The sequence below is a fragment of the Pseudoalteromonas sp. CH_XMU1449-3 genome, from assembly GCF_037027245.1.
GTDB lineage: Bacteria > Pseudomonadota > Gammaproteobacteria > Enterobacterales > Alteromonadaceae > Pseudoalteromonas > Pseudoalteromonas shioyasakiensis.
Map to the genome: position 1 here is coordinate 1 of NZ_JAYMDY010000027.1, position 19,544 is coordinate 19,544.

At 41.4% G+C, this 19,544-nt stretch carries 20 protein-coding genes and 4 tRNA genes; 13 read left to right on the forward strand and 11 right to left on the reverse strand.

Going from position 1 to position 19,544, the window contains the following annotated elements; translation table 11 throughout:
* From WA256_RS19585 to lolB, 10 genes are all read right to left on the reverse strand, one after another.
* Window positions 1-59: transfer RNA gene (locus WA256_RS19585), tRNA-Met, on the reverse strand.
* A gap of 12 nt (window positions 60-71) precedes the next feature.
* A tRNA-Gln gene (locus WA256_RS19590) sits at window positions 72-146 on the reverse strand.
* Between the two features lie 36 nt (window positions 147-182).
* Window positions 183-267 (reverse strand) — tRNA-Leu (locus tag WA256_RS19595).
* Between the two features lie 60 nt (window positions 268-327).
* Window positions 328-404, reverse strand: a tRNA-Met gene (locus WA256_RS19600).
* 637 nt (window positions 405-1,041) lie between these two features.
* Window positions 1,042-2,133, reverse strand: coding sequence for a redox-regulated ATPase YchF (gene ychF, locus WA256_RS19605; RefSeq protein WP_054551655.1), 1,092 nt, complete (start codon window positions 2,131-2,133; stop codon window positions 1,042-1,044).
* Window positions 2,134-2,167: 34 nt separating this feature from the next.
* A complete protein-coding gene (pth, locus tag WA256_RS19610; protein WP_335993026.1) occupies window positions 2,168-2,752 on the reverse strand; it encodes an aminoacyl-tRNA hydrolase in 585 nt (194 codons plus the stop codon).
* Between the two features lie 19 nt (window positions 2,753-2,771).
* Window positions 2,772-3,383: a 50S ribosomal protein L25/general stress protein Ctc gene (locus WA256_RS19615; RefSeq protein ID WP_130167046.1), complete on the reverse strand. Its 612-nt coding sequence runs from the start codon at window positions 3,381-3,383 to the stop codon at window positions 2,772-2,774.
* 152 nt (window positions 3,384-3,535) lie between these two features.
* Complete coding sequence (locus WA256_RS19620) at window positions 3,536-4,483, reverse strand: ribose-phosphate pyrophosphokinase (protein ID WP_054551652.1); 948 nt, start codon at window positions 4,481-4,483, stop codon at window positions 3,536-3,538.
* 79 nt (window positions 4,484-4,562) lie between these two features.
* The gene (gene ispE / locus WA256_RS19625; protein ID WP_335993027.1) at window positions 4,563-5,429 is read right to left on the reverse strand and encodes a 4-(cytidine 5'-diphospho)-2-C-methyl-D-erythritol kinase; all 867 of its coding nucleotides are present in this window, start codon (window positions 5,427-5,429) and stop codon (window positions 4,563-4,565) included.
* A 2-nt stretch (window positions 5,430-5,431) separates the two neighbouring features.
* Window positions 5,432-6,019, reverse strand: a complete 588-nt coding sequence (gene lolB / locus WA256_RS19630) for a lipoprotein insertase outer membrane protein LolB (RefSeq protein WP_335993028.1) — start codon at window positions 6,017-6,019, stop codon at window positions 5,432-5,434.
* 83 nt (window positions 6,020-6,102) lie between these two features.
* On the opposite strand from lolB, the gene hemA reads away from it, so the two are divergent.
* The 12 genes from hemA to rlmM all read left to right on the forward strand — a co-directional run bounded on the left by hemA (window position 6,103) and on the right by rlmM (window position 17,468).
* Window positions 6,103-7,359: a glutamyl-tRNA reductase gene (gene hemA, locus WA256_RS19635; RefSeq protein ID WP_063528692.1), complete on the forward strand. Its 1,257-nt coding sequence runs from the start codon at window positions 6,103-6,105 to the stop codon at window positions 7,357-7,359.
* Between the two features lie 7 nt (window positions 7,360-7,366).
* On the forward strand, window positions 7,367-8,452 hold the full coding sequence (gene prfA / locus WA256_RS19640; protein ID WP_054551648.1) for a peptide chain release factor 1: 1,086 nt from the start codon (window positions 7,367-7,369) through the stop codon (window positions 8,450-8,452).
* 2 nt (window positions 8,453-8,454) lie between these two features.
* Window positions 8,455-9,297, forward strand: a complete 843-nt coding sequence (prmC, locus tag WA256_RS19645) for a peptide chain release factor N(5)-glutamine methyltransferase (protein WP_062566200.1) — start codon at window positions 8,455-8,457, stop codon at window positions 9,295-9,297.
* 45 nt (window positions 9,298-9,342) lie between these two features.
* On the forward strand, window positions 9,343-10,881 hold the full coding sequence (locus WA256_RS19650; RefSeq protein WP_063528691.1) for a response regulator: 1,539 nt from the start codon (window positions 9,343-9,345) through the stop codon (window positions 10,879-10,881).
* A 21-nt stretch (window positions 10,882-10,902) separates the two neighbouring features.
* Entirely contained in the window at window positions 10,903-11,277 is a 375-nt protein-coding gene (locus WA256_RS19655) for a SirB2 family protein (protein WP_054561812.1), read from the forward strand.
* Window positions 11,278-11,409: 132 nt separating this feature from the next.
* Window positions 11,410-12,237 carry a tetratricopeptide repeat protein gene (locus WA256_RS19660; protein WP_054561811.1) on the forward strand — a complete coding sequence of 276 codons (828 nt, stop codon included), beginning with the start codon at window positions 11,410-11,412 and terminating at the stop codon, window positions 12,235-12,237.
* Between the two features lie 15 nt (window positions 12,238-12,252).
* Window positions 12,253-13,506, forward strand: a complete 1,254-nt coding sequence (locus tag WA256_RS19665; protein ID WP_063528688.1) for a DUF819 family protein — start codon at window positions 12,253-12,255, stop codon at window positions 13,504-13,506.
* 9 nt (window positions 13,507-13,515) lie between these two features.
* Window positions 13,516-14,370, forward strand: coding sequence for a 3-deoxy-8-phosphooctulonate synthase (gene kdsA / locus WA256_RS19670; RefSeq protein ID WP_274169502.1), 855 nt, complete (start codon window positions 13,516-13,518; stop codon window positions 14,368-14,370).
* Window positions 14,371-14,465: 95 nt separating this feature from the next.
* The gene (locus WA256_RS19675; protein WP_054561808.1) at window positions 14,466-15,362 is read left to right on the forward strand and encodes a transcriptional regulator GcvA; all 897 of its coding nucleotides are present in this window, start codon (window positions 14,466-14,468) and stop codon (window positions 15,360-15,362) included.
* Between the two features lies 1 nt (window position 15,363).
* A complete protein-coding gene (locus tag WA256_RS19680; RefSeq protein ID WP_335993036.1) occupies window positions 15,364-16,008 on the forward strand; it encodes an alpha/beta family hydrolase in 645 nt (214 codons plus the stop codon).
* Entirely contained in the window at window positions 16,005-16,373 is a 369-nt protein-coding gene (locus WA256_RS19685; RefSeq protein WP_054551639.1) for a DUF423 domain-containing protein, read from the forward strand. The genes WA256_RS19680 and WA256_RS19685 overlap by 4 nt, the downstream gene beginning before the upstream one ends.
* A 9-nt stretch (window positions 16,374-16,382) precedes the next feature.
* Window positions 16,383-17,468: a 23S rRNA (cytidine(2498)-2'-O)-methyltransferase RlmM gene (rlmM, locus tag WA256_RS19690; RefSeq protein WP_130167052.1), complete on the forward strand. Its 1,086-nt coding sequence runs from the start codon at window positions 16,383-16,385 to the stop codon at window positions 17,466-17,468.
* A gap of 73 nt (window positions 17,469-17,541) precedes the next feature.
* On the opposite strand, the gene cysZ is transcribed toward rlmM, so the two are convergent.
* Entirely contained in the window at window positions 17,542-18,249 is a 708-nt protein-coding gene (cysZ, locus tag WA256_RS19695) for a sulfate transporter CysZ (RefSeq protein WP_220094984.1), read from the reverse strand.
* Window positions 18,250-18,518: 269 nt separating this feature from the next.
* On the opposite strand from cysZ, the gene WA256_RS19700 reads away from it, so the two are divergent.
* Window positions 18,519-19,496, forward strand: coding sequence for a transposase (locus WA256_RS19700; RefSeq protein WP_335993039.1), 978 nt, complete (start codon window positions 18,519-18,521; stop codon window positions 19,494-19,496).
* Window positions 19,497-19,544 lie beyond the last annotated feature (48 nt).

Here is a 19,544-nt window from a genome sequence, read left to right on the forward strand (position 1 = left end):
GACGGGATTTGAACCTGTGACCCCATCATTATGAGTGATGTGCTCTAACCAACTGAGCTACTTAGCCATCGTGGCTGGGATACCAGGATTTGAACCTGGGAATGGCAGGATCAAAACCTGCTGCCTTACCGCTTGGCGATATCCCAACAAAAGCTTGATAGTTTGAGTTCTTATCAAGAACATGGTGCGGAAGGAGAGACTTGAACTCTCACAACCGAAGTTACTGGAACCTAAATCCAGCGCGTCTACCAATTCCGCCACTCCCGCATCATTCGTACTTAAAGTACTGGTAGTTATTTTAAACTCTTCATTGAGCAACAAAAAGAATGGTGGCTAAGACGGGATTTGAACCTGTGACCCCATCATTATGAGTGATGTGCTCTAACCAACTGAGCTACTTAGCCATCTTTTTTGTTAGCACTTCATCGCTGAGTGCGGGGCGTATTATGCTGATATGACCTAAATCCGTCAACACCTTTTTTGCAAAAAAATGCTTATCAGTGTTTGTTTGCATTAAAATTAAGCTAAGTGGCGAAATTTCATTTAAATTGCTGTTTTTTTGACTGCAATTTATGGGTTTAATTCCCAAACGCATAGTAAGAGTTTTAAAACGTACATTTAAAGTTGCTTGATTTTCATACAAAAATCAAGTTTCAAAATTAGTTAGCGTGATCTTTTAGGTGATTTAAACATAAAAAAGTGAAAGCGAATGAATTTATATAGGCTATTTTGTCACTAAGGGGGCTTATTTTTACTTTTAAAATCCCCACAATTTGCTAATCGAGCAGTCAATAGGTCACAAAATTGCTAGCGAGCTTTGAAATCCCCTCTAATTAACTGTTGTTATCACTCATTTGCTTTCGACGACGATTCACTGTTAAGCATAAATAACACCGTACATAACTAAAAAGAACAAGCAGAGGTAAGGCTGCAGAAGTATTAACCACCATGCTTTGATGATTTAGGGAAGGGTTAGTAATATTTAGGCAATAAAAAAGGCTCGTAATAACGAGCCTTTAATAATCGAATGAGCAAATATGCTTATACGTTAAATAAGAAGTTCATCACATCGCCGTCTTTAACGATGTATTCTTTACCTTCTTGACGCATCTTACCCGCTTCTTTAGCACCGCTTTCGCCTTTAAACGCAATGTAGTCGTCAAATGCGATAGTTTGTGCACGAATAAAGCCACGCTCAAAGTCAGTGTGGATTTTACCAGCAGCTTGTGGTGCAGTAGCACCTACTGGGATTGTCCATGCACGTACTTCTTTAACGCCAGCAGTGAAGTAAGTTTGTAATTTAAGTAACTCGTAACCACCACGGATCACTAAGTTAAGACCTGGTTCTTCTAAACCTAGGTCAGCCATAAATTCTAGTTTATCTTCTTCTTCAAGTTCAGATAACTCAGATTCAATCGCTGCACATACTGGAATAACAACCGCATCTTCTGCAGCGGCAATTTCACGTACTTTGTCTAGGTAAGGGTTATTTTCAAAACCATCCTCTGCCACGTTAGCAATATACATGGTAGGTTTGATTGTTAAGAAGTTAAGCGGCTTAATCGCTGCTTTTTCTTCTTTTGTTAGTTCTAAAGAACGTAACGTTAAACCTTCATCTAAGTGTACTTTTACTTTTTCTAAAACAGCATTTTGCTCTTTAGCGTCTTTGTCGCCGCCTTTTGCTTTTTTAGCATTACGAACAATTGCTTTATCAGCACTGTCCATATCAGCAAGTACTAATTCGGTGTTAATTACATCGATATCATCAGCAGGGTCAATTGTGCCAGCAACGTGAACAATGTTTTCGTCTTCAAAACAACGAACAACGTGACCAATCGCATCTGTTTCACGAATGTTTGCTAGGAATTGGTTACCTAAACCTTCACCTTTCGATGCGCCTTTTACTAGACCGGCAATATCAACGAATTCCATCGTCGTTGGTAAAATACGCTGAGGATTTACGATAGCGGCTAAATCATTCAAGCGCGCATCAGGAACCGGTACCACACCCGTGTTAGGCTCAATGGTACAGAAAGGGAAGTTAGCGGCTTCAATACCCGCTTTAGTTAGTGCATTAAATAGAGTTGATTTACCAACGTTTGGCAAACCAACGATGCCACATTTAAAACCCATAGTAAGATACCTTGTGTAATTTCATTAAAACGGATTAAGGTTTAAATGAATGTAGTCTGTTTTGTGCTTTTAACACACCATCTTTTGCAAGTATTTCCATACAACGAACTGCTTCGTCAACGGCGGCGTCCATTTTTTCTTGATCGTCTTTCGCGGCTTTACCTAGCACCCAGCCTGTTACCATCTCTCGGTGACCTGGATGACCAATGCCTATGCGAAGGCGCATGAAATCTTTTTGGTTTGCCATTTTCGCAATAATATCTTTTAAACCATTATGACCGCCGTGGCCGCCACCTTTTTTAAGTTTTGCAATCCCAGGATCTAAGTCCATTTCGTCATGAGCAACGAGAATGTTCTCAACAGGGATTTTAAAGAAATTAGCGAGACTACTCACCGCCTTACCACTTAAATTCATATAAGTTGTAGGGATCAGTAATTTAAATTCTTGGTCTTGAATAATCACTTTGCCGGTGAGGCCGTGATATTTAGGATCATGTTTGAGTGTGCAGTTATAACGTGCAGCCAGTTCTTCGATGAACCAAGCACCTGCATTATGGCGTGTGTTTGCGTATTCGGGGCCTGGATTAGCCAGGCCCACAAGCATTTGAATAGAATTCAAGGTGTTTACACCTTAAAAATTATTCTGCAGCGTCTTCTGAAGCTTCTTCTTCAGCTGGAGCTGCTTTGTTAGCTTTAACAGTAACAACTGACTGATCGTGATCAGCGCCTTTAGTTAGCTCAACAGATGCAACACCTGAAGGAAGTTTAAGGTCAGAAAGGTGGATTGAATCACCAGCTACTAAATCTGAAACGTTAACTTCAACGAACTCAGGAAGTGCTTTAGGAAGACACGTGATTTCGATTTCAGTTAATTGGTGAACAACAGTGTTACCAGCTTTAGTTACTTTCTCTTCACCGATGAAGTGTACAGGCACTTTAGTGTGAAGTTTGTGAGTAGCATCTACACGTTGGAAGTCTAAGTGAGTGATCTTAGGCTTGTACGGGTGACGTTGAATATCTTTAAGGATAGCTTCAACTGACTCGCCACCGATGTTTAAAGTAAGGATGTGCGTGTAGAAACCTTCGTCTTCTTGCGCTTTGATCATATCTTTGTGTGCAAGAACGATTGATGCAGCTTCTTTGTCAGCACCGTAAAGGATTGCAGGAACTTTATCTTCACGGCGTAGGCGGCGGCTCGCACCAGTACCTGTTTCTGTACGTAATTCTGCATTGTATGTGTAAGTTGACATAATGTCTCCAATAATTAATAGTCTTAGGGCCTTTGCGACCAAGGTCCCCAGCCAAAAGGCGCGCTATCATACCACCCCTTTCAGGGAAAATAAATAACGACTACAAAAAAAGCACCTAAGCGGTGCTTTTTTTAGTATTGCAGTAATGTTGATTAGTGTTCAAACATCGCTGAAATAGATTCTTCGTTGCTGATACGACGGATTGTTTCAGCAAGCATATCTGCAAGTGTAAGCACTTTGATTTTATCAATTGCTTTAAGCTCATCAGATAGTGTGATTGAGTCAGTTACGATAACTTCGTCAATGACTGAGTTACGAATGTTCTCAGCTGCATTACCTGAAAGTACTGGGTGAGTAGCGTAAGCAAATACGCGTTTTGCACCGTGTTCTTTAAGCGCTGCTGCTGCTTTACATAAAGTGCCACCGGTATCGATCATGTCATCAACGATGATACAGTCACGACCTTCAACGTCACCAATAATGTGCATTACTTGTGAAACGTTTGCTTGTGGACGACGCTTGTCGATAATTGCAAGGTCTGTGTCGTTTAATAGCTTAGCGATTGCACGAGCACGAACAACACCACCGATATCAGGAGAAACAACAACAACGTCATCGAAGTCGCGTTCTTTCATATCTTCAAGTAGAACTGGGCTACCAAATACGTTATCAACTGGTACGTCGAAGAAACCTTGGATTTGTTCAGCGTGTAAATCAACCGTTAGAACGCGGTCAACACCAACACTTGAAAGGAAATCTGCAACTACTTTAGCTGTAATTGGTACACGAGCAGAACGCACGCGGCGGTCTTGACGTGAATAACCAAAGTAAGGGATAACGGCAGTAATACGTCCAGCAGACGCACGACGTAGGGCATCAACCATAACGATAAGCTCCATTAAGTTATCGTTAGTAGGGTTACAGGTTGATTGGACAATGAAAACGTCAGAGCCACGAACATTTTCATTAATTTGAACACTGATCTCACCGTCACTAAAACGGCCAACAACAGCATCGCCTAATTCAATATACAAACGTTTTGCAACTTTTTGAGCTAGCTCAGGTGTTGCGTTACCAGCGAAGAGCTTCATGTCAGGCACGGTAGGGTTCCTCAGGCACTGAATTTTGGGACTAACAGGCTATGGTAGGCACCAAAGCAGGTTAACATTTACTTGTACGTTACTTCATTTCAAAGTGAGCATTTAATGCTGTATGAGCAGGAGAAAGTGTAGCACTACTTGCAACAAAACCTGTCCATTTTTCTGGTAATTGAGCTAAAACTTGTTGTGCTTGTGCCTCGGTTGAAAACTCAGCAAAGCAGCAAGCGCCTGTACCAGTCATCTTTGACGGGGCGTATTTTAGCAACCACTGCAGGGCTTTTTCAACCTCGGGGCAGAGCTTTTTAACTAAAGCCTCACAATCATTGCCTAAATTTTCTGTTTGCCAGTCTGCTTTTAGCTTAGGCGTGTCGCGCTTTAAATCTGGGTGGGTAAAAATTTTTGCGGTGCTCACATGCTGCCCTGGATGCACCACACAGAACCAACTTTGCGGTAATTCAATATTTTCTAGTTGCTCGCCAATCCCATGTGCAATGGCAGTGTGACCATTTATAAATACTGGTACATCAGCGCCTAATTTCACCCCAAGCTTTGCTAATTCTGTAAGTGATAAATCACAGCCCCATAGTTTATTAAGAGCAAGTAGGGTAGTGGCGGCATCAGATGAGCCGCCGCCTACACCACCGCCCATTGGCAAACGTTTTAATAGCTTTATTGAAGCGCCTTGTTGGCAATTACAGTGTTGTTGTAATAAACGGGCTGCTTTATATATAAGGTTATCTGTAAGCTCAATACCGTTTGTATCACCAATTACAGAAATATCTGGCTCGTTACTAACCGTAAAAGTTAAGTCATCACCAAACTCTAAAAAGGTAAATAAGGTTTCGAGTTCATGGTAGCCATCTTCACGGCGACCATTTATATGAAGGAATAAATTAAGTTTTGCAGGTGCTATTAAAGTTAGCGGGGCGGTTGAAGCGTGTGTCATGATTAATTTAACTGCCAATCATTAAGTTGAATTTTAATACGAATTTTATTGTTTTTAAGGCTTAGCTTAACAGGAAGCCAATAACCATCTTGTTTGATGTAATCTGAATAGCTAATTTGCCACTGTTGGCCATTGTTTGCTTGCCAAATAAGACTTTTTAAACGGCCTTGCTCATCATAGCTTGCTTGGTCGTTTTCGACGGTGCCTTTTAGCCATTTTGCGGCATTATCCAATGGGATTGAAAAACCGGTTAAACGATATAACAACATTGAGGCATCACGGTCGGTATAAACATTGTCGTCATACTCAAGTTCAGCACCTTGTGCATTTTGTTTTAAAGACAAAATGCGGGTACCAATAAAACTGGTAAGTACCATGTCACTGTATTGCTCATCATGTTGCCAATTTAAATTGGCTGACTGGCGCTGCTCTGTACTAATAAATGCCATTTTGCCTTGCACTTGCCATTGAGCTTGTTGTTCTAATCGGCTTTTCCAGTCAGGATAAATGTAATCAACTGTTGAAATTTTTTGCGCACAACCGCCGATAAATAAAAAAAACATGAATAAAATCAAATATTGTTTAATCAAATGTCGTTCCTTACTTTCCATATTCCGCTGATTTTTGGTAAAATTAATGCCTTTACAGCTGGGCTTAGCAATATTTGGTACATATGACCATCGTAGCACTTGGTATAAATCACAAAACCGCATCCGTAGAATTACGCGAAAAAGTCGCGTTTTCGCCTGAGCAAATGTCTGAGGCGTTACAGCAATTAAGTGGTCATGCGCATTTTAATGAAGCGGTTATTGTTTCGACCTGCAACCGAACTGAAATCTATTGTAGCCTTGCCGAGCGTAATTCCCAAACCTTGTTGCACTGGTTAGCCAGTTTCCATGGTTTGGATGAACAAGAACTGAGCAACAATATCTATTACCATGAAGATCACGAAGCAATTAATCACTTAATGCGGGTGTCTTGTGGTCTAGATTCGTTAGTACTTGGCGAGCCGCAAATTTTAGGGCAAATAAAACAAGCCTACCATAATGCAAAAACTCACGATGCCATTGGTGTAACCTTTGACCGCTTGTTTCAAAAAACATTTTCTGTGGCAAAACAAGTTCGTACCGAAACTGACATTGGTGCTAGCGCCGTATCGGTTGCTTATGCTGCGGTTAATCTTGCGAAACATATTTACGGCAAACTAGATAAAACCAATGTACTGCTAATTGGTGCAGGTGAGACGATTGAATTAGTTGCTAAGCACTTATACCAAAACGATCCGCAAAAAATCACGGTGGCAAACCGTACTATTGAACGCGCTAAAACGTTAGCCAGTGAGGTTAACGCCGATGTGATTGCGCTTGCCCAGTTACCTGAGCGTTTACACGACGCCGATATTGTTATTAGTTCAACCGCCAGTACCTTGCCTATTATTGGTAAAGGGGTGGTAGAGCAGGCGCTGAAAAAGCGCCGCCACAAACCAATGTTATTTATCGATATTGCGGTACCGCGTGATATCGAAAGCCAAGTAGGCGAATTAGATGCTGCCTATTTGTATTCAGTTGATGACTTACAAGCCATAGTAAGCGAGAATATCGCCGCCCGTGAGCAGGCTGCGGAGCAAGCGCAAGCTATTATTCGCTCACGTACCGATGAATTTGCTATGTGGTTGCGTTCACTCGATTCGGTGGATCTTATTCGCCATTATCGCAACGATGTACAAGATATAAAGTCAGAACTTGTCGAAAAAGCTCTTGGCCAGCTACAAGCAGGTAAAGAGGCAGAAAAAGTAATACTCGAGTTGGCAAACAAACTGACCAACCGCTTGATGCACGCACCTACCCGTGCCATTCAAGATGCTGCTAAAAAAGGTGAAGCAGCGGAGTTAAGCCAATTAAAGAAAATGTTAGGTATTGATCAGGAATAGTCGTTAAATGAAAGAGTCTGTTTATAGAAAATTAGAAACCTTAGTTGAGCGTTATGAGGAAGTGCAAGCGCTACTAAGCGACCCCTCTGTGATCAGCGACCAAAATCGCTTTCGTGCCTTATCTAAAGAATACTCAGAATTAGAAGAAATCGTAAAAGCATTTTTAGCTTACCAACAAGCGCAAGATGATGTTGCTACAGCAGAAGAAATGTTAAAAGACTCTGATCCTGATATGCGTGAAATGGCGCAAGAAGAATATAAAGAAGCAAAAGCACAAATTATTGCATTAGAAGATGAAATCCAAATTCTAATGTTACCAAAAGACCCTAAAGACAATAATAACGTTTATTTAGAGGTTCGTGCCGGTACTGGTGGTGATGAAGCTGCTATTTTCGCAGGTGATTTATTCCGTATGTACAGCCGCTACGCTGAAACTAAAAAGTGGAAAGTAGAAGTAGTAAGTACTAACGAAGGTGAGCACGGCGGTTATAAAGAAGTCATTGCGCATATCTCCGGCGAAGGCGTGTATGGTCAGCTTAAGTTTGAATCAGGTGCGCACCGCGTACAACGTGTACCAGAGACTGAGTCGCAAGGCCGTGTTCATACCTCAGCTTGTACTGTAGCCGTTATGGCAGAAATTCCTGAAGCGGAAGCAATTGAGATTAACCCTGCAGATATTAAAGTCGATACCTTCCGTGCATCAGGTGCCGGTGGTCAGCACGTAAATAAAACTGACTCAGCAATCCGTATTACACACATTCCAACGGGTGTGGTTGTAGAGTGTCAGGATGAGCGTTCACAGCATAAAAACCGTGCCAAAGCGATGTCTGTACTAGGTGCACGTTTACAACAGGCTGAAGATGAAAAGCGTCAAGCGGCTGAAGCGTCAGAACGTCGTAACCTAGTAGGTAGTGGTGACCGCTCTGAGCGTATTCGTACTTATAACTACCCGCAAGGTCGTATTACCGATCACCGTATTAACTTAACACTTTATCGTTTGAATGAAGTGGTTGCCGGTGATTTAGGAAGTGTTATCGAACCTCTAATGCAAGAACACCAAGCTGACTTACTTGCTGCGATGGGCGATGAATAATCGTGCCACAAAGCATTGAACAAGCAATTGTTGCTGCAACGGCGTTGTTAACGCCTAGCAGCGACAGTGCTAAGTTAGACGCACAAGTCCTGTTATTGTCCATTCTTGATAAACCTCGTAGCTACTTATTTACCTGGCCCGAAAAACAACTTACCGAACAGCAACAACGTGATTTTGAACAAGCATGTCAGCGTCGTTTAAATGGTGAACCAGTTGCTCACATTGTTGGTTTCCGTGAATTTTGGAGTCTTCCTTTAAAGGTTAATCCAACAACTCTGATCCCAAGACCTGATACCGAAACATTAGTTGAATATGCTTTAGGCCTTGAGCTTCCTACTGCTGCAAACGTGCTTGATTTAGGCACTGGCACAGGGGCAATTGCCTTGGCATTAGCTAGTGAAATGCCTAATTGGCAGGTGACAGGGGTTGATAGAGTGGCTGATGCAGTTGAGCTTGCCCAAGAGAACAAACAACGACTCAATATTAACAACGCTACTTTTGCGTTGAGCAATTGGTTTAGTGCAGTAAGTACACAAAAGTTTGACCTAATTGTTAGCAATCCTCCGTATATTGAACATGATGATGAGCATTTAAGCCAAGGTGATGTTCGCTTTGAACCGCTCTCTGCATTAGTTGCAGATGACGACGGTATGGCTGATATTAAACAAATTATTACTATCGCACGTGACTATTTAGCAACAAATGGCTATCTTTTAATTGAACATGGCTACAAACAAAGTGTGAAGGTACAAGAATTTTTTGCACAAATGTCGTATAGCCATATACTTACAATTAAAGATCTTGGCGGTAATGACCGTGTAACGTTAGCACAATGGCCTAAATAACAATGAAGTGCACTGTGCGTACATAGCCTTTGAGGATCCCATAGAATGGATGATTTTTTGTTTTCGGATGAAGCACTTGATGAAGTAAATGAGGTGGTTCAGGGTAGTTGGAAAGTCATCGTCGTAGATGACGAGCCAGAAGTACATGCCGTAACAAAGCTTGCGTTGAGTGACTTTGAATTTCAAGATAAACGTTTAGAGTTTATCAGCGCCTATTCGGGTGAAGAAGCCAAGCAGGTAATTCAACAGCATCCAGATGCGGCTATCGTACTACTCGATGTGGTTATGGAAACCGACGATGCAGGCCTCAAAGTCGCTAAGTTTATTCGCGAAACCGCAAAAAATAATCACATTCGTATCATTCTTCGTACAGGTCAGCCTGGGCAAGCGCCAGAGCGCCAAGTTATCGTTAATTACGATATCAATGATTACAAATCAAAAACTGAACTAACCGCACAAAAACTATTCACTGTGGTGATGTCGAGCTTACGTTCTTACCGTGACATTTTATCGATTGAGCAATCTCGCCAAGGCCTCGAAAAAATTATTAAAGCATCGCGTGATATTTTTTCGACTCATTCACTTGAGAGCTTTATTGAAGGGGTAATGCAACAACTTACCTCATTGCTAGGTACTGTTGATCAAGCCATGTACGCAACAAGTTTAGTTGCCAGTAACCCGCAAGATAACCAAAAGAAGCTAGTCGTGTTTTCAGGGCGAGGTGAGTTTGAACGCAGTGAAGGCAAGGCGATTGAAGAAGTGCTTGATGAGGAGCAATTACAAGCCTGTCAGCAAGCCTTGAGTGAAAAAACCATCGTCTACCGTGAAAACTATTTATTTGCTTATTGTTGTAGTGAATGTAATCACAACTCGATGCTATTTATTTCTGGTATCCCGAAACATTTAACCGACACTCAGCGCCATTTGATTGAAATTTTCTCGCAAAATGTACAGCTGGCGTATGAAAATGTGCAGCTACAATCTGAAATTGAAGCAACACAGCAAGAGTTAGTATTTAGGCTTAGTGAAGCTTTAGAGCAACGTTCAACAGAAACCGGTAACCATGTAAAACGTGTATCGCACATTTGTTATGAACTTGCCATGGGCTATGGTCTATCAAAACGCGAAGCAGAGCTTATTCGCTTAGCAGCACCACTGCATGATGTAGGTAAAGTAGGTATTCCTGATGCTATCTTAAATAAGCCTGGGCCACTGACTGATGAAGAGTGGGCTATCATGCAGCAACATGCTGAAAAAGGTCATTTAATTTTAAAAGACTCAAATCGTGACATTGTTAATACAGGGGCGATTATTGCGTTATCGCACCATGAGCGTTGGGATGGTTCAGGCTATCCGAAAGGTCTAAAAGGTGATGACATTCCAATTGCAGGTCGCATTGTCGCTTTAGCTGATGTGTTTGATGCACTGCGCCATAAGCGCTGTTATAAAGAGCCGTGGTCACTTGACGATGTAGTTAAAGAAATTAATGCGCAACAGGGTAAACAATTTGATCCTAAGCTAATCGAAGTGTTTAATCAGCGTGTTAAAGAAATTGAAGACGTACTTGTACGTTATCCAGATTAATTAAAATAAAATTAGGGGCATATGGATTATTTAGCAGTAAAACATACTCACATGTTATTTGCCGTGTTGAGTATTATCTTATTTTACGTTCGTTCTTTTTCACGCTTAAAGACGGGCGCTCTGGCAAAAAATAAAGTAGTGTTTATTGGCAGCCACAGTATCGACACCTTATTACTTGTTTCTGCCGTGGCATTGATTGTAATGGCAGGTTTTAACCCACTTGAACAATCTTGGTTATTAGAAAAGATAATCTTAGTGGTTGCTTATATTGTGCTAGGTATTGTTGCAGCTAAGCAAAGCGCACAAGGCGCGAAGGTTGTATTACTTGCTATAACCACGCTTATTTTATTAGCAATTGGTTATTTAGCATCTGCAAAAACAGCACTTCTTTTATAACTAATCTCTAGGCGGTATTTGATGGCATTGGCTGTTGTACCGCTTTTTTATATCTCATCGCTCAGTATTGGTAACTTAGGGCAAAAGTAGGTAAACTAGCTGTTCGTTTTTGAAAGAGATGTAGCAGTATAAATGACCACCCCTTGGTTTGAAGATCAAAATGAATCCTATCAAGATGAGGCCTTTGACGCATTTTCTTCTAAAGTGCTTTATCGTTGTATCGACGCCGAATTAAAGTGGGATCAACAAGCTGATTTAACAGCCTGTTATGACACCCTTAATGAGCTTGAAAATACGGTAACAGCTCTTTGCGCTGAATTAAAAGAGCCACATGAGCGTCTCGATAAGTTACTTGATACCTTTTATCAGCAATGGCTGTTTAGCTCATCAAGCTTAAAAGTGCCTGAGTATACGTTAAATAGTTTTAGCTACACCATTACCATGCGCAGTGGCACACAAACCACGCTGGCAATTTTACTCTGTCATTTATTACAGCATGCTGAACTAGACGCCACAGTCACGCTTAGTCAGGGAGACGTGCACGTTCACGTTGGGATGAGTGATGAAGAAGGTTATTTAATTGAGCCAAGCACAGGTCAGCAGAGCTGGTATATAACACCAGAGAATGCCTGTGAAGAAAATGGCGATGAGCAAGAACCGCTTGAACTGATTTTTGAAGAAGAACTTTACAAGCTCTATCTAGCTCAACAAAAATGGTCGTTTATCAGCGAAAGTAAATTTGGCCATGCGTTGCATTGTGTTGAAATGCTGATGGAATTACTTGGTGATGACCCGTATGAGCGTCGTGACCGCGGCTATTTACTTAACCAGCTAGATTGCCCAAAAATGGCACGTGATGACTTGCAGTACTTTGTTAATGAGTGCCCAGATGATCCTGCTATCGAAGTTATTCAGCATCAAATTGCTGAAATAGAAGACAACAATAATACACACCACTAATTTAAAGGAACATTTATGACTGACGCCCACAGTGCGCTAATTACCAATGACGCAGTCGTACTTGGTTTGCTTGCCGTTATTTTGGGGTTTATTTTTAAGACCTCACACAGTAATAATGCTGCCTGCCAAAAATTTTATAAATATGTACCGGCATTATTGCTTTGCTACTTTTTACCATCACTACTCAATACCTTTGGGATTGTTGATGGTCATTCTTCAAATGTATATTTTGTGGCGTCGCGCTATTTACTGCCAGCTTGCTTAATATTGCTTACCATTAGTATTGATTTAAAAGCGATCTTAAACCTTGGGCCAAAAGCATTAATCATGTTTTTAACAGGCACCATGGGTATTGTTATCGGTGGCCCACTGGCTATCTTAGTTATGAGTGCTGTTTACCCAGAGGCTGTGGGTGGTCATGGCCCTGATGCTGTTTGGCGTGGTATGACGACCATTGCCGGTAGCTGGATTGGTGGCGGTGCAAACCAAGCTTCAATGAAAGAAATGTTTGAAGTAGGCGGCGATATCTTCTCTGCAATGGTGACTGTTGATGTAATTGTGGCTAACTTATGGATGGCCGTACTGTTATTAATGGCAGCAAACCATAAGGCGATTGATGCTAAAACAGGCGCGGATACGCGTGCAATTGAAGATTTAAAAGAGCGCGTAGAAAAGTATCACGCTGAGCATGCGCGTATGCCTACCTTAAATGATTACATGACGATTATTGCAATTGCCTTTGGTATTACAGGCCTTGCACATTTTTGTGCTGACTTTTTAGGCCCGTTTTTTGGGGCTAACTTCCCATGGGCACAAGAGTATAGTTTAAACAGTAAATTCTTTTGGTTAATCGTTATCTCTACCACAATTGGTATTAGTTTATCGTTTACTAAAGTTCGCCATATTGAAGCTTTTGGCGCGTCAAAAGTAGCATCAAGCTTTTTATATATTCTTGTTGCTTCAATTGGCTTACACATGAATATTACCGCGATTTTTGATTCACCTATGTACTTTGTACTGGGTGTGATTTGGATGATTACCCATGCAAGCTTAATGCTTATTGTGGCGAAACTAATTAAAGCACCACTGTTTTACATGGCAGTAGGCTCTCAAGCCAATGTAGGCGGCGCGGCATCAGCACCTGTTGTTGCATCAGCTTTCCACCCATCGCTTGCGCCAGTAGGTGTTTTACTTGCTGTTTTAGGCTATGGTGTTGGTACCTACATGGCTTATATTTGTGGACTAATGCTACAAGCTGTTGCACCTTAAGGAATAGAAATGAACAACCAGTTAATTAAAATTAACGAGATTGAATTAGCCAACGAAAAACCATTTGTATTGTTTGGCGGCATGAATGTACTTGAATCACGTGATTTAGCGATGCGTATTGCGGAGCATTACGTAGAAGTAACATCAAAGCTAAACATTCCATACGTTTTTAAAGCATCTTTTGATAAAGCAAACCGCTCTTCAATTAACTCATACCGTGGCCCGGGCATGGAAGAAGGTTTAAAAATCTTTGAAGAAATTAAATCTACTTTTAATGTGCCACTGATCACTGACGTACATGAGCCGCATCAAGCTGCTCCTGTAGCAGAAGTGGTTGATGTAATTCAGTTACCTGCATTCCTAGCTCGTCAAACTGACCTAGTTGTTGCTATGGCAAAAACTGGTGCCATCATCAACGTGAAAAAACCACAGTTTTTAGCACCACACGAAATGCGTCATATCATTAAGAAGTTTAATGAAGCGGGCAACAACAATGTTGCACTGTGTGAGCGTGGTACTAGTTTTGGTTATAACAACCTTGTGGTTGATATGCTTGGTATGGATGACATGAAGCCTATGGCGCCGGTAATCTTTGATGCAACACACGCATTACAACGCCCAGGTGGCCGAGCTGACTCTGCGGATGGTCGCCGTGCGCAAGCTGCAGAACTTGCTCGCAGTGGTATGGCATTAGGTATTGCGGGTTTATTCATTGAAGCGCATCCTAATCCGAATGAAGCGAAATGTGATGGTCCATGTGCACTAGCACTAAGCAAGCTAGAAGGTTATTTATCGCAAATGAAAGCGGTTGATGACTTAGTTAAAAGCTTTGCACCACTCGATACCAGCGCAAGCGATTTATAAGTATTTAAGTATGAAAAAGGCGACCATGGTCGCCTTTTTTTATTTGTATCGCTATAATCGACGCATAAGAAAAACTAATTCTAAGTTTGGTGATTATGTCTCGTCGTTTACCTCCTTTAAATGCACTAAAAGCATTCGAAGCCGCTGCCCGTCATTTGAGCTTTACCAAAGCAGCAGAAGAGCTATATGTAACGCAGGCCGCAGTGAGCCACCAAATTAAAACCCTTGAAGAGCATTTAGGTTTAAAGCTGTTTTTACGTAAAAATCGTTCTTTGCTGTTAACCGAAGAAGGGCAAGGCTACTTTTTAGATATTAAAGAAATTTTTACCCAGCTGATCGATGCCACAGAAAAACTACTTGCCCGAGGTGCGAAAGGGTCACTCACGGTAAGTTTAACGCCAAGCTTTGCGATTCAATGGTTAGTACCCAGACTTAGTTTATTTAATGAATTACACCCAGAAATCGACGTGCGAATTAAGGCGCAAGATCAGGATGAAAATTCACTTTCTGACGATGTAGATATTGCTATTTACTACGGCCGTGGTCACTGGAGCGGGGTGCAGACATATAAGCTGCACACTGAATACCTAGTGCCTTTATGTAGCCCATTGTTGTTAACGGGCCCTAAGCCGCTTAATCAGCCCAGTGATTTAGCAAATCATACCTTATTGCATGATACCACCCGTAAAAATTGGAAAACGTGGATGAAAACGGCAGGTGTACGTAATGTACAAGTTAACCAAGGGCCGATTTTTAGTCACTCATCGATGGTATTGCAAGCCGCGGTGCATGGGCAAGGGGTTGCAATTGGTAATAGCGTTTTAGCAAAACCTGATATTGATGCGGGCCGACTCGTCATTCCATTTAGTCACTCATTAGAAAGTAAAAATGCTTACTATTTAGTGATCCGCGAATCGCAAACAGAGCTTGGCAAAATAGTCTCTTTCAAAGACTGGATGCTGAGCTTAGTTGAACAAGAACAAGAGTATTAACATGTTACAGTGGTTTAAAAGTGCAACGGGCAAGGCGCGTGCACAATTTATATTTGCCCATGGTGCAGGGGCAGGCAGTGATTCTGAGTTTATGCAAACAATGGCTAACTTGACTAGTCAGCATGGGATTGATGTAGCTTTGTTTGATTTTCAGTATATGCAAATTGCAAAAGAAACAGGCAAGCGTAGGCCACCCGAGCGTGCCCCTAAGCTGCTTGCCTACTTTAGTGAAGTTTTAGCGGAGCGCCAGCCAGAATTGCCGCTATTTATTGGGGGTAAATCTATGGGGGGGCGTATGGCTTCTATGCTCTGTACCGAGCAGGACCAAGCTCAAATTTCTGGCGTGGTTGCTTTTGGCTATCCGTTTCACCCACCGGGTAAACCCGAAAAACTTCGCATAGACCATTTTGTTGATATGCCATGCCCTTTTTTAGTCCTGCAAGGTGAGCGTGATACGTTTGGGAATCAGCAAGAACTTGCTGAGCTTGAAATGGTTAATCCGCCAGAGATTAAATTTCTCAAAGATGGTGACCACTCATTAAAACCACGTAAAAAAAGTGGCCTTACAGAGCAAGAAAACTTACAGCAAGCTGCAGATTATGCAGCGCAGTTTATTATGAATTTAGTGGCTGGAGATGCGCAATGATCAAACTATATTTAATGATTGGTAGCTTATTTTGCATGCTTTCGGTAATGCTTGGCGCATTTGCTGCTCATGGTTTAAAAAGCCGTGTTTCTGAGTATGCGATTGGAATTTTTAAAACCGCTGCTGAATACCAAATGGTGCATGGCCTTGCATTGATAGCAATTGCTATCTTAATTAAGTGGGGCATGAACTTAAGCTGGGCTGGTGGATTTTTTATCGCAGGTACCGTGTTATTTAGCGGTAGTTTGTATTTACTCGCACTAACGGGCATGAAGTGGCTTGGGCCTATCACCCCAATTGGCGGTGTTTGTTTTATTATTGGTTGGGCTATTTTGTTAGTTCAGGCAGCACGATATAAGTTTTAAGGGTTATCTATGTCGAGTGTAGTTATTTATTGTCGCAGTGGTTTTGAAAATGATGCCGCTGCTGAAATTACTTTTCAAGCTGCTGAACAAGGCTTTGCAGGTTACGTAAAAACAAAACCAAATACAGGTATTGTTGTTTACGAATGTTTTGATGCAAGCCACGGTGAAGAAATCATCAAAAAAGTAGATTTCAAGAATATGGTATTTGCTCGCCAATGGTTTACTGGCACCTTAGTCGATAACATGCCACTTGAAGACCGTGTAAGTGCCATTGTTGATGCTGCCGCTGAGTTTCCTGAATGTGGTGACCTACGCGTAGAAACGCCAGATACCAACGAAGGTAAAGAGCTGAGTAAGTTCTGCAAGAAGATTTCGACGCCACTGAAAAAGTCGCTTGAAAAGCGCTCGAAGGTAACACGCGAGCTTGCCGAGAAAAAACCAGTTATGCATGTGTTATTTTTAGCAAACGACAGTGCTTATGTTGGCTACTCATACACATTTAATAATTCGCCATTCTTTATGGGTATTCCGCGTTTACGTATGCCTAATGATGCGCCAAGCCGCTCAACGTTGAAACTTGATGAAGCCTTTAACGTATTTATTCCACCTCATGAAGCTGAAGAGCGTATGCAACCTGGCATGCGAGGGGTTGATTTAGGTGCTTGCCCTGGTGGTTGGACTTATCAGCTGGTGCGCCGTGGAATGTTTGTAAGCGCAATCGATAACGGCCCTATGAATGATGACTTGATGGAAACTGGTCAGGTAAAGCACTTTAGAGTTGATGGTTTTAAATACCGCCCTGAAAAGCGCAATATTCAATGGTTAGTGTGTGACATGGTAGAAAAGCCGGCTAAAGTGACCAACCTTATGATAGATTGGGCGGTAAACGCCTACGCTAAAGAGCTTATATTTAATCTTAAATTACCGATGAAAAAACGTTTTGATAGTGTTTATGAGTGTTTAAAAATGATTAAAGAAGAGCTTGAAAAGTATGGTGTAAGTTACGAATTACAAGCCAAACATTTATATCATGACCGTGAAGAAGTCACCGTACATTTAAATGTAACTAAGGTGCCACAAAGCCTCTATAGTTAACCTTAGTTTGAAATTAAAAAGGCCAATAGCTCACCCTATTGGCCTTTTTATTAGGTATCTGAAAACCTAAATTTTAACGGTATTTACTACGGTAATTATCGACCCATAATCGTGTGCCACCGCAAACAGCAACGGGCATAACAATTAGGTTTACGAATGGGATAGCTGTTAAAATCATTACCGCTAATCCAAAACCATAAGAAAGTGTTTGCTTTTGCTTTAAGTCGTCTTTCATTTCATTAAAGCTAATTTTATGGTTATCGAATGCGTAGTCTTCGTATTGCACCGCATACATCCAACAGGTGAATAACACCCATAAAACTTGCCCGATCACAGGTAAAATCCACAACAAAATAAAAAAGCCTATAGCTCGCGGTAGGTAATAGCACAGTTTTGTCCATTCTCGGCCGAGCATACGTGGCACATCTTTCATTGTATCGAAAAGGCTATCGTCATTAATTTTTTGCCCAGTTAAGTAAAGCTCGACTTTTTCACTGAGTAGGCCGTTGAATGGGGCTGCTATAAAATTAGTGATAACCGTGAAGAGCATGCTGTAACTAAATAAAATCACCAGCACGGCAATCGGCCACATTAGCCATTCAAGCCAGCTAAGCCATTCGGGTAACAACGAGTTCATGTAAGCGAAGCCATCGGTAAGCCAGCCATATAAAAAGAACAGCGAACTACCAAAAAGCAGGATATTGATTAATAAAGGAATAAGTACAAAACGTTTCAACCCCTTTTGGCTAATTAATTTAAAGCCAGAAAAGAAGTATTCCATACCTTGAGTGAACTGCACGAGAAAACCTCATCTTTTTTCTTGTTGTTTGCAGTATATGGATTTAACGATATTTGAACAGCTTTTTTCCGTAACAAAGTGTTTAACTCTTTACGTGGACAGTCACTTTAAGCCTAGGCCTTAGCTGTATTCAAAAGGAATAAATTTAAATGGACAGTCACTAAATTTAAGTGCTCTTGCAGTACAAAAGTTTTTGTCTACACTTTAGTTACAGCTAATGCATTTCAAATTATCAGTTCAAGGAGTGGACGATGGCTTTAGCAAGGAAGCGGCAAATCTGTTTGTCGAACACCAAATTTTATCATTGTGTATCTCGTTGCGTCAGACGCGCATACCTTTGTGGAGAAGACGTACTCACTGGTAAATCATATGAACACCGCAGAGGATGGGTTGAAGAGCGCCTACTTTTTCTTGCGAAGGTATTTTGTATTGATGTATGTGCTTATGCGGTGATGAGCAATCATACGCATCTTGTTCTTTATGTTGATGATAAAAAAGCAAATAGGTTATCGGATAAAGCCATTCTTTTACGCTGGTTTAAGCTCAGTAAAATGACCCCTTTAGGCCAAAAGTTTCTCTATGGTGAGCCGCTAAGTGATGGTCAGAAAGTATTCTTAAATAAAGAAGTTGCAGAATATAGGACGCGCCTTTCGAGCATTAGTTGGTTTATGCGAATGCTTAATGAATATATAGCCAGGCGTGCGAATAAAGAAGACGAGTGTACAGGTCACTTTTGGGAAGGGCGATTTAAGAGCCAAGCATTACTTGATGAGTCGGCGCTTTTAGCATGTATGGCCTATGTTGACTTAAACCCTGTTCGTGCTAAAGCTGCGAGCACGCCGGAGCAATCGAACTATACCAGTTTTAAAAAGCGATGCGAAAGCGCGAAGGAGTCAAAGCAACCTAAGGTACTAGCTCGTTTTATTGGTGGTATGAGTAGGTATAAGTCAAAGGGAATACCTTTTGAGTTAAAGTCATACCTGCTACTGGTAGAGCAAACTGGGCGTTGTATTTGTACTAATAAGCCCGGATTTATAGAACATCATTTACCTTCTATTCTTGAAAGGCTGAATTTCGAACCGGAAAAATGGTTAACACTAACAACCCACTTTGAAAACTTATTTCATGGAGCTGTAGGTCGAGTAGGTGCAATTGAAAATTATTGTAGTAAAACTGCTCGCAGGCGACGAAGTAACTGTACTAATAGTCGATTATTGTTTGCTAGCTAATTTCTATGTGATTTTTGTAAGGAGGATTTAAGTTCACCGCTTTAGTAT

Coding starts and splice junctions, on each gene's coding strand:
- ychF (WP_054551655.1), bottom strand. CDS start 2,133: ATGGGTTTTAAATGTGGCATCGTTGGTTTGCCAAACGTTGGTAAATCA.
- WA256_RS19615 (WP_130167046.1), bottom strand. CDS start 3,383: ATGTCAACTTACACATACAATGCAGAATTACGTACAGAAACAGGTACT.
- ispE (WP_335993027.1), bottom strand. CDS start 5,429: ATGACACACGCTTCAACCGCCCCGCTAACTTTAATAGCACCTGCAAAA.
- hemA (WP_063528692.1), top strand. CDS start 6,103: ATGACCATCGTAGCACTTGGTATAAATCACAAAACCGCATCCGTAGAA.
- prfA (WP_054551648.1), top strand. CDS start 7,367: ATGAAAGAGTCTGTTTATAGAAAATTAGAAACCTTAGTTGAGCGTTAT.
- WA256_RS19650 (WP_063528691.1), top strand. CDS start 9,343: ATGGATGATTTTTTGTTTTCGGATGAAGCACTTGATGAAGTAAATGAG.
- WA256_RS19655 (WP_054561812.1), top strand. CDS start 10,903: ATGGATTATTTAGCAGTAAAACATACTCACATGTTATTTGCCGTGTTG.
- WA256_RS19660 (WP_054561811.1), top strand. CDS start 11,410: ATGACCACCCCTTGGTTTGAAGATCAAAATGAATCCTATCAAGATGAG.
- WA256_RS19665 (WP_063528688.1), top strand. CDS start 12,253: ATGACTGACGCCCACAGTGCGCTAATTACCAATGACGCAGTCGTACTT.
- kdsA (WP_274169502.1), top strand. CDS start 13,516: ATGAACAACCAGTTAATTAAAATTAACGAGATTGAATTAGCCAACGAA.
- WA256_RS19675 (WP_054561808.1), top strand. CDS start 14,466: ATGTCTCGTCGTTTACCTCCTTTAAATGCACTAAAAGCATTCGAAGCC.
- WA256_RS19680 (WP_335993036.1), top strand. CDS start 15,364: ATGTTACAGTGGTTTAAAAGTGCAACGGGCAAGGCGCGTGCACAATTT.
- WA256_RS19685 (WP_054551639.1), top strand. CDS start 16,005: ATGATCAAACTATATTTAATGATTGGTAGCTTATTTTGCATGCTTTCG.
- rlmM (WP_130167052.1), top strand. CDS start 16,383: ATGTCGAGTGTAGTTATTTATTGTCGCAGTGGTTTTGAAAATGATGCC.
- cysZ (WP_220094984.1), bottom strand. CDS start 18,249: ATGGAATACTTCTTTTCTGGCTTTAAATTAATTAGCCAAAAGGGGTTG.
- WA256_RS19700 (WP_335993039.1), top strand. CDS start 18,519: ATGGCTTTAGCAAGGAAGCGGCAAATCTGTTTGTCGAACACCAAATTT.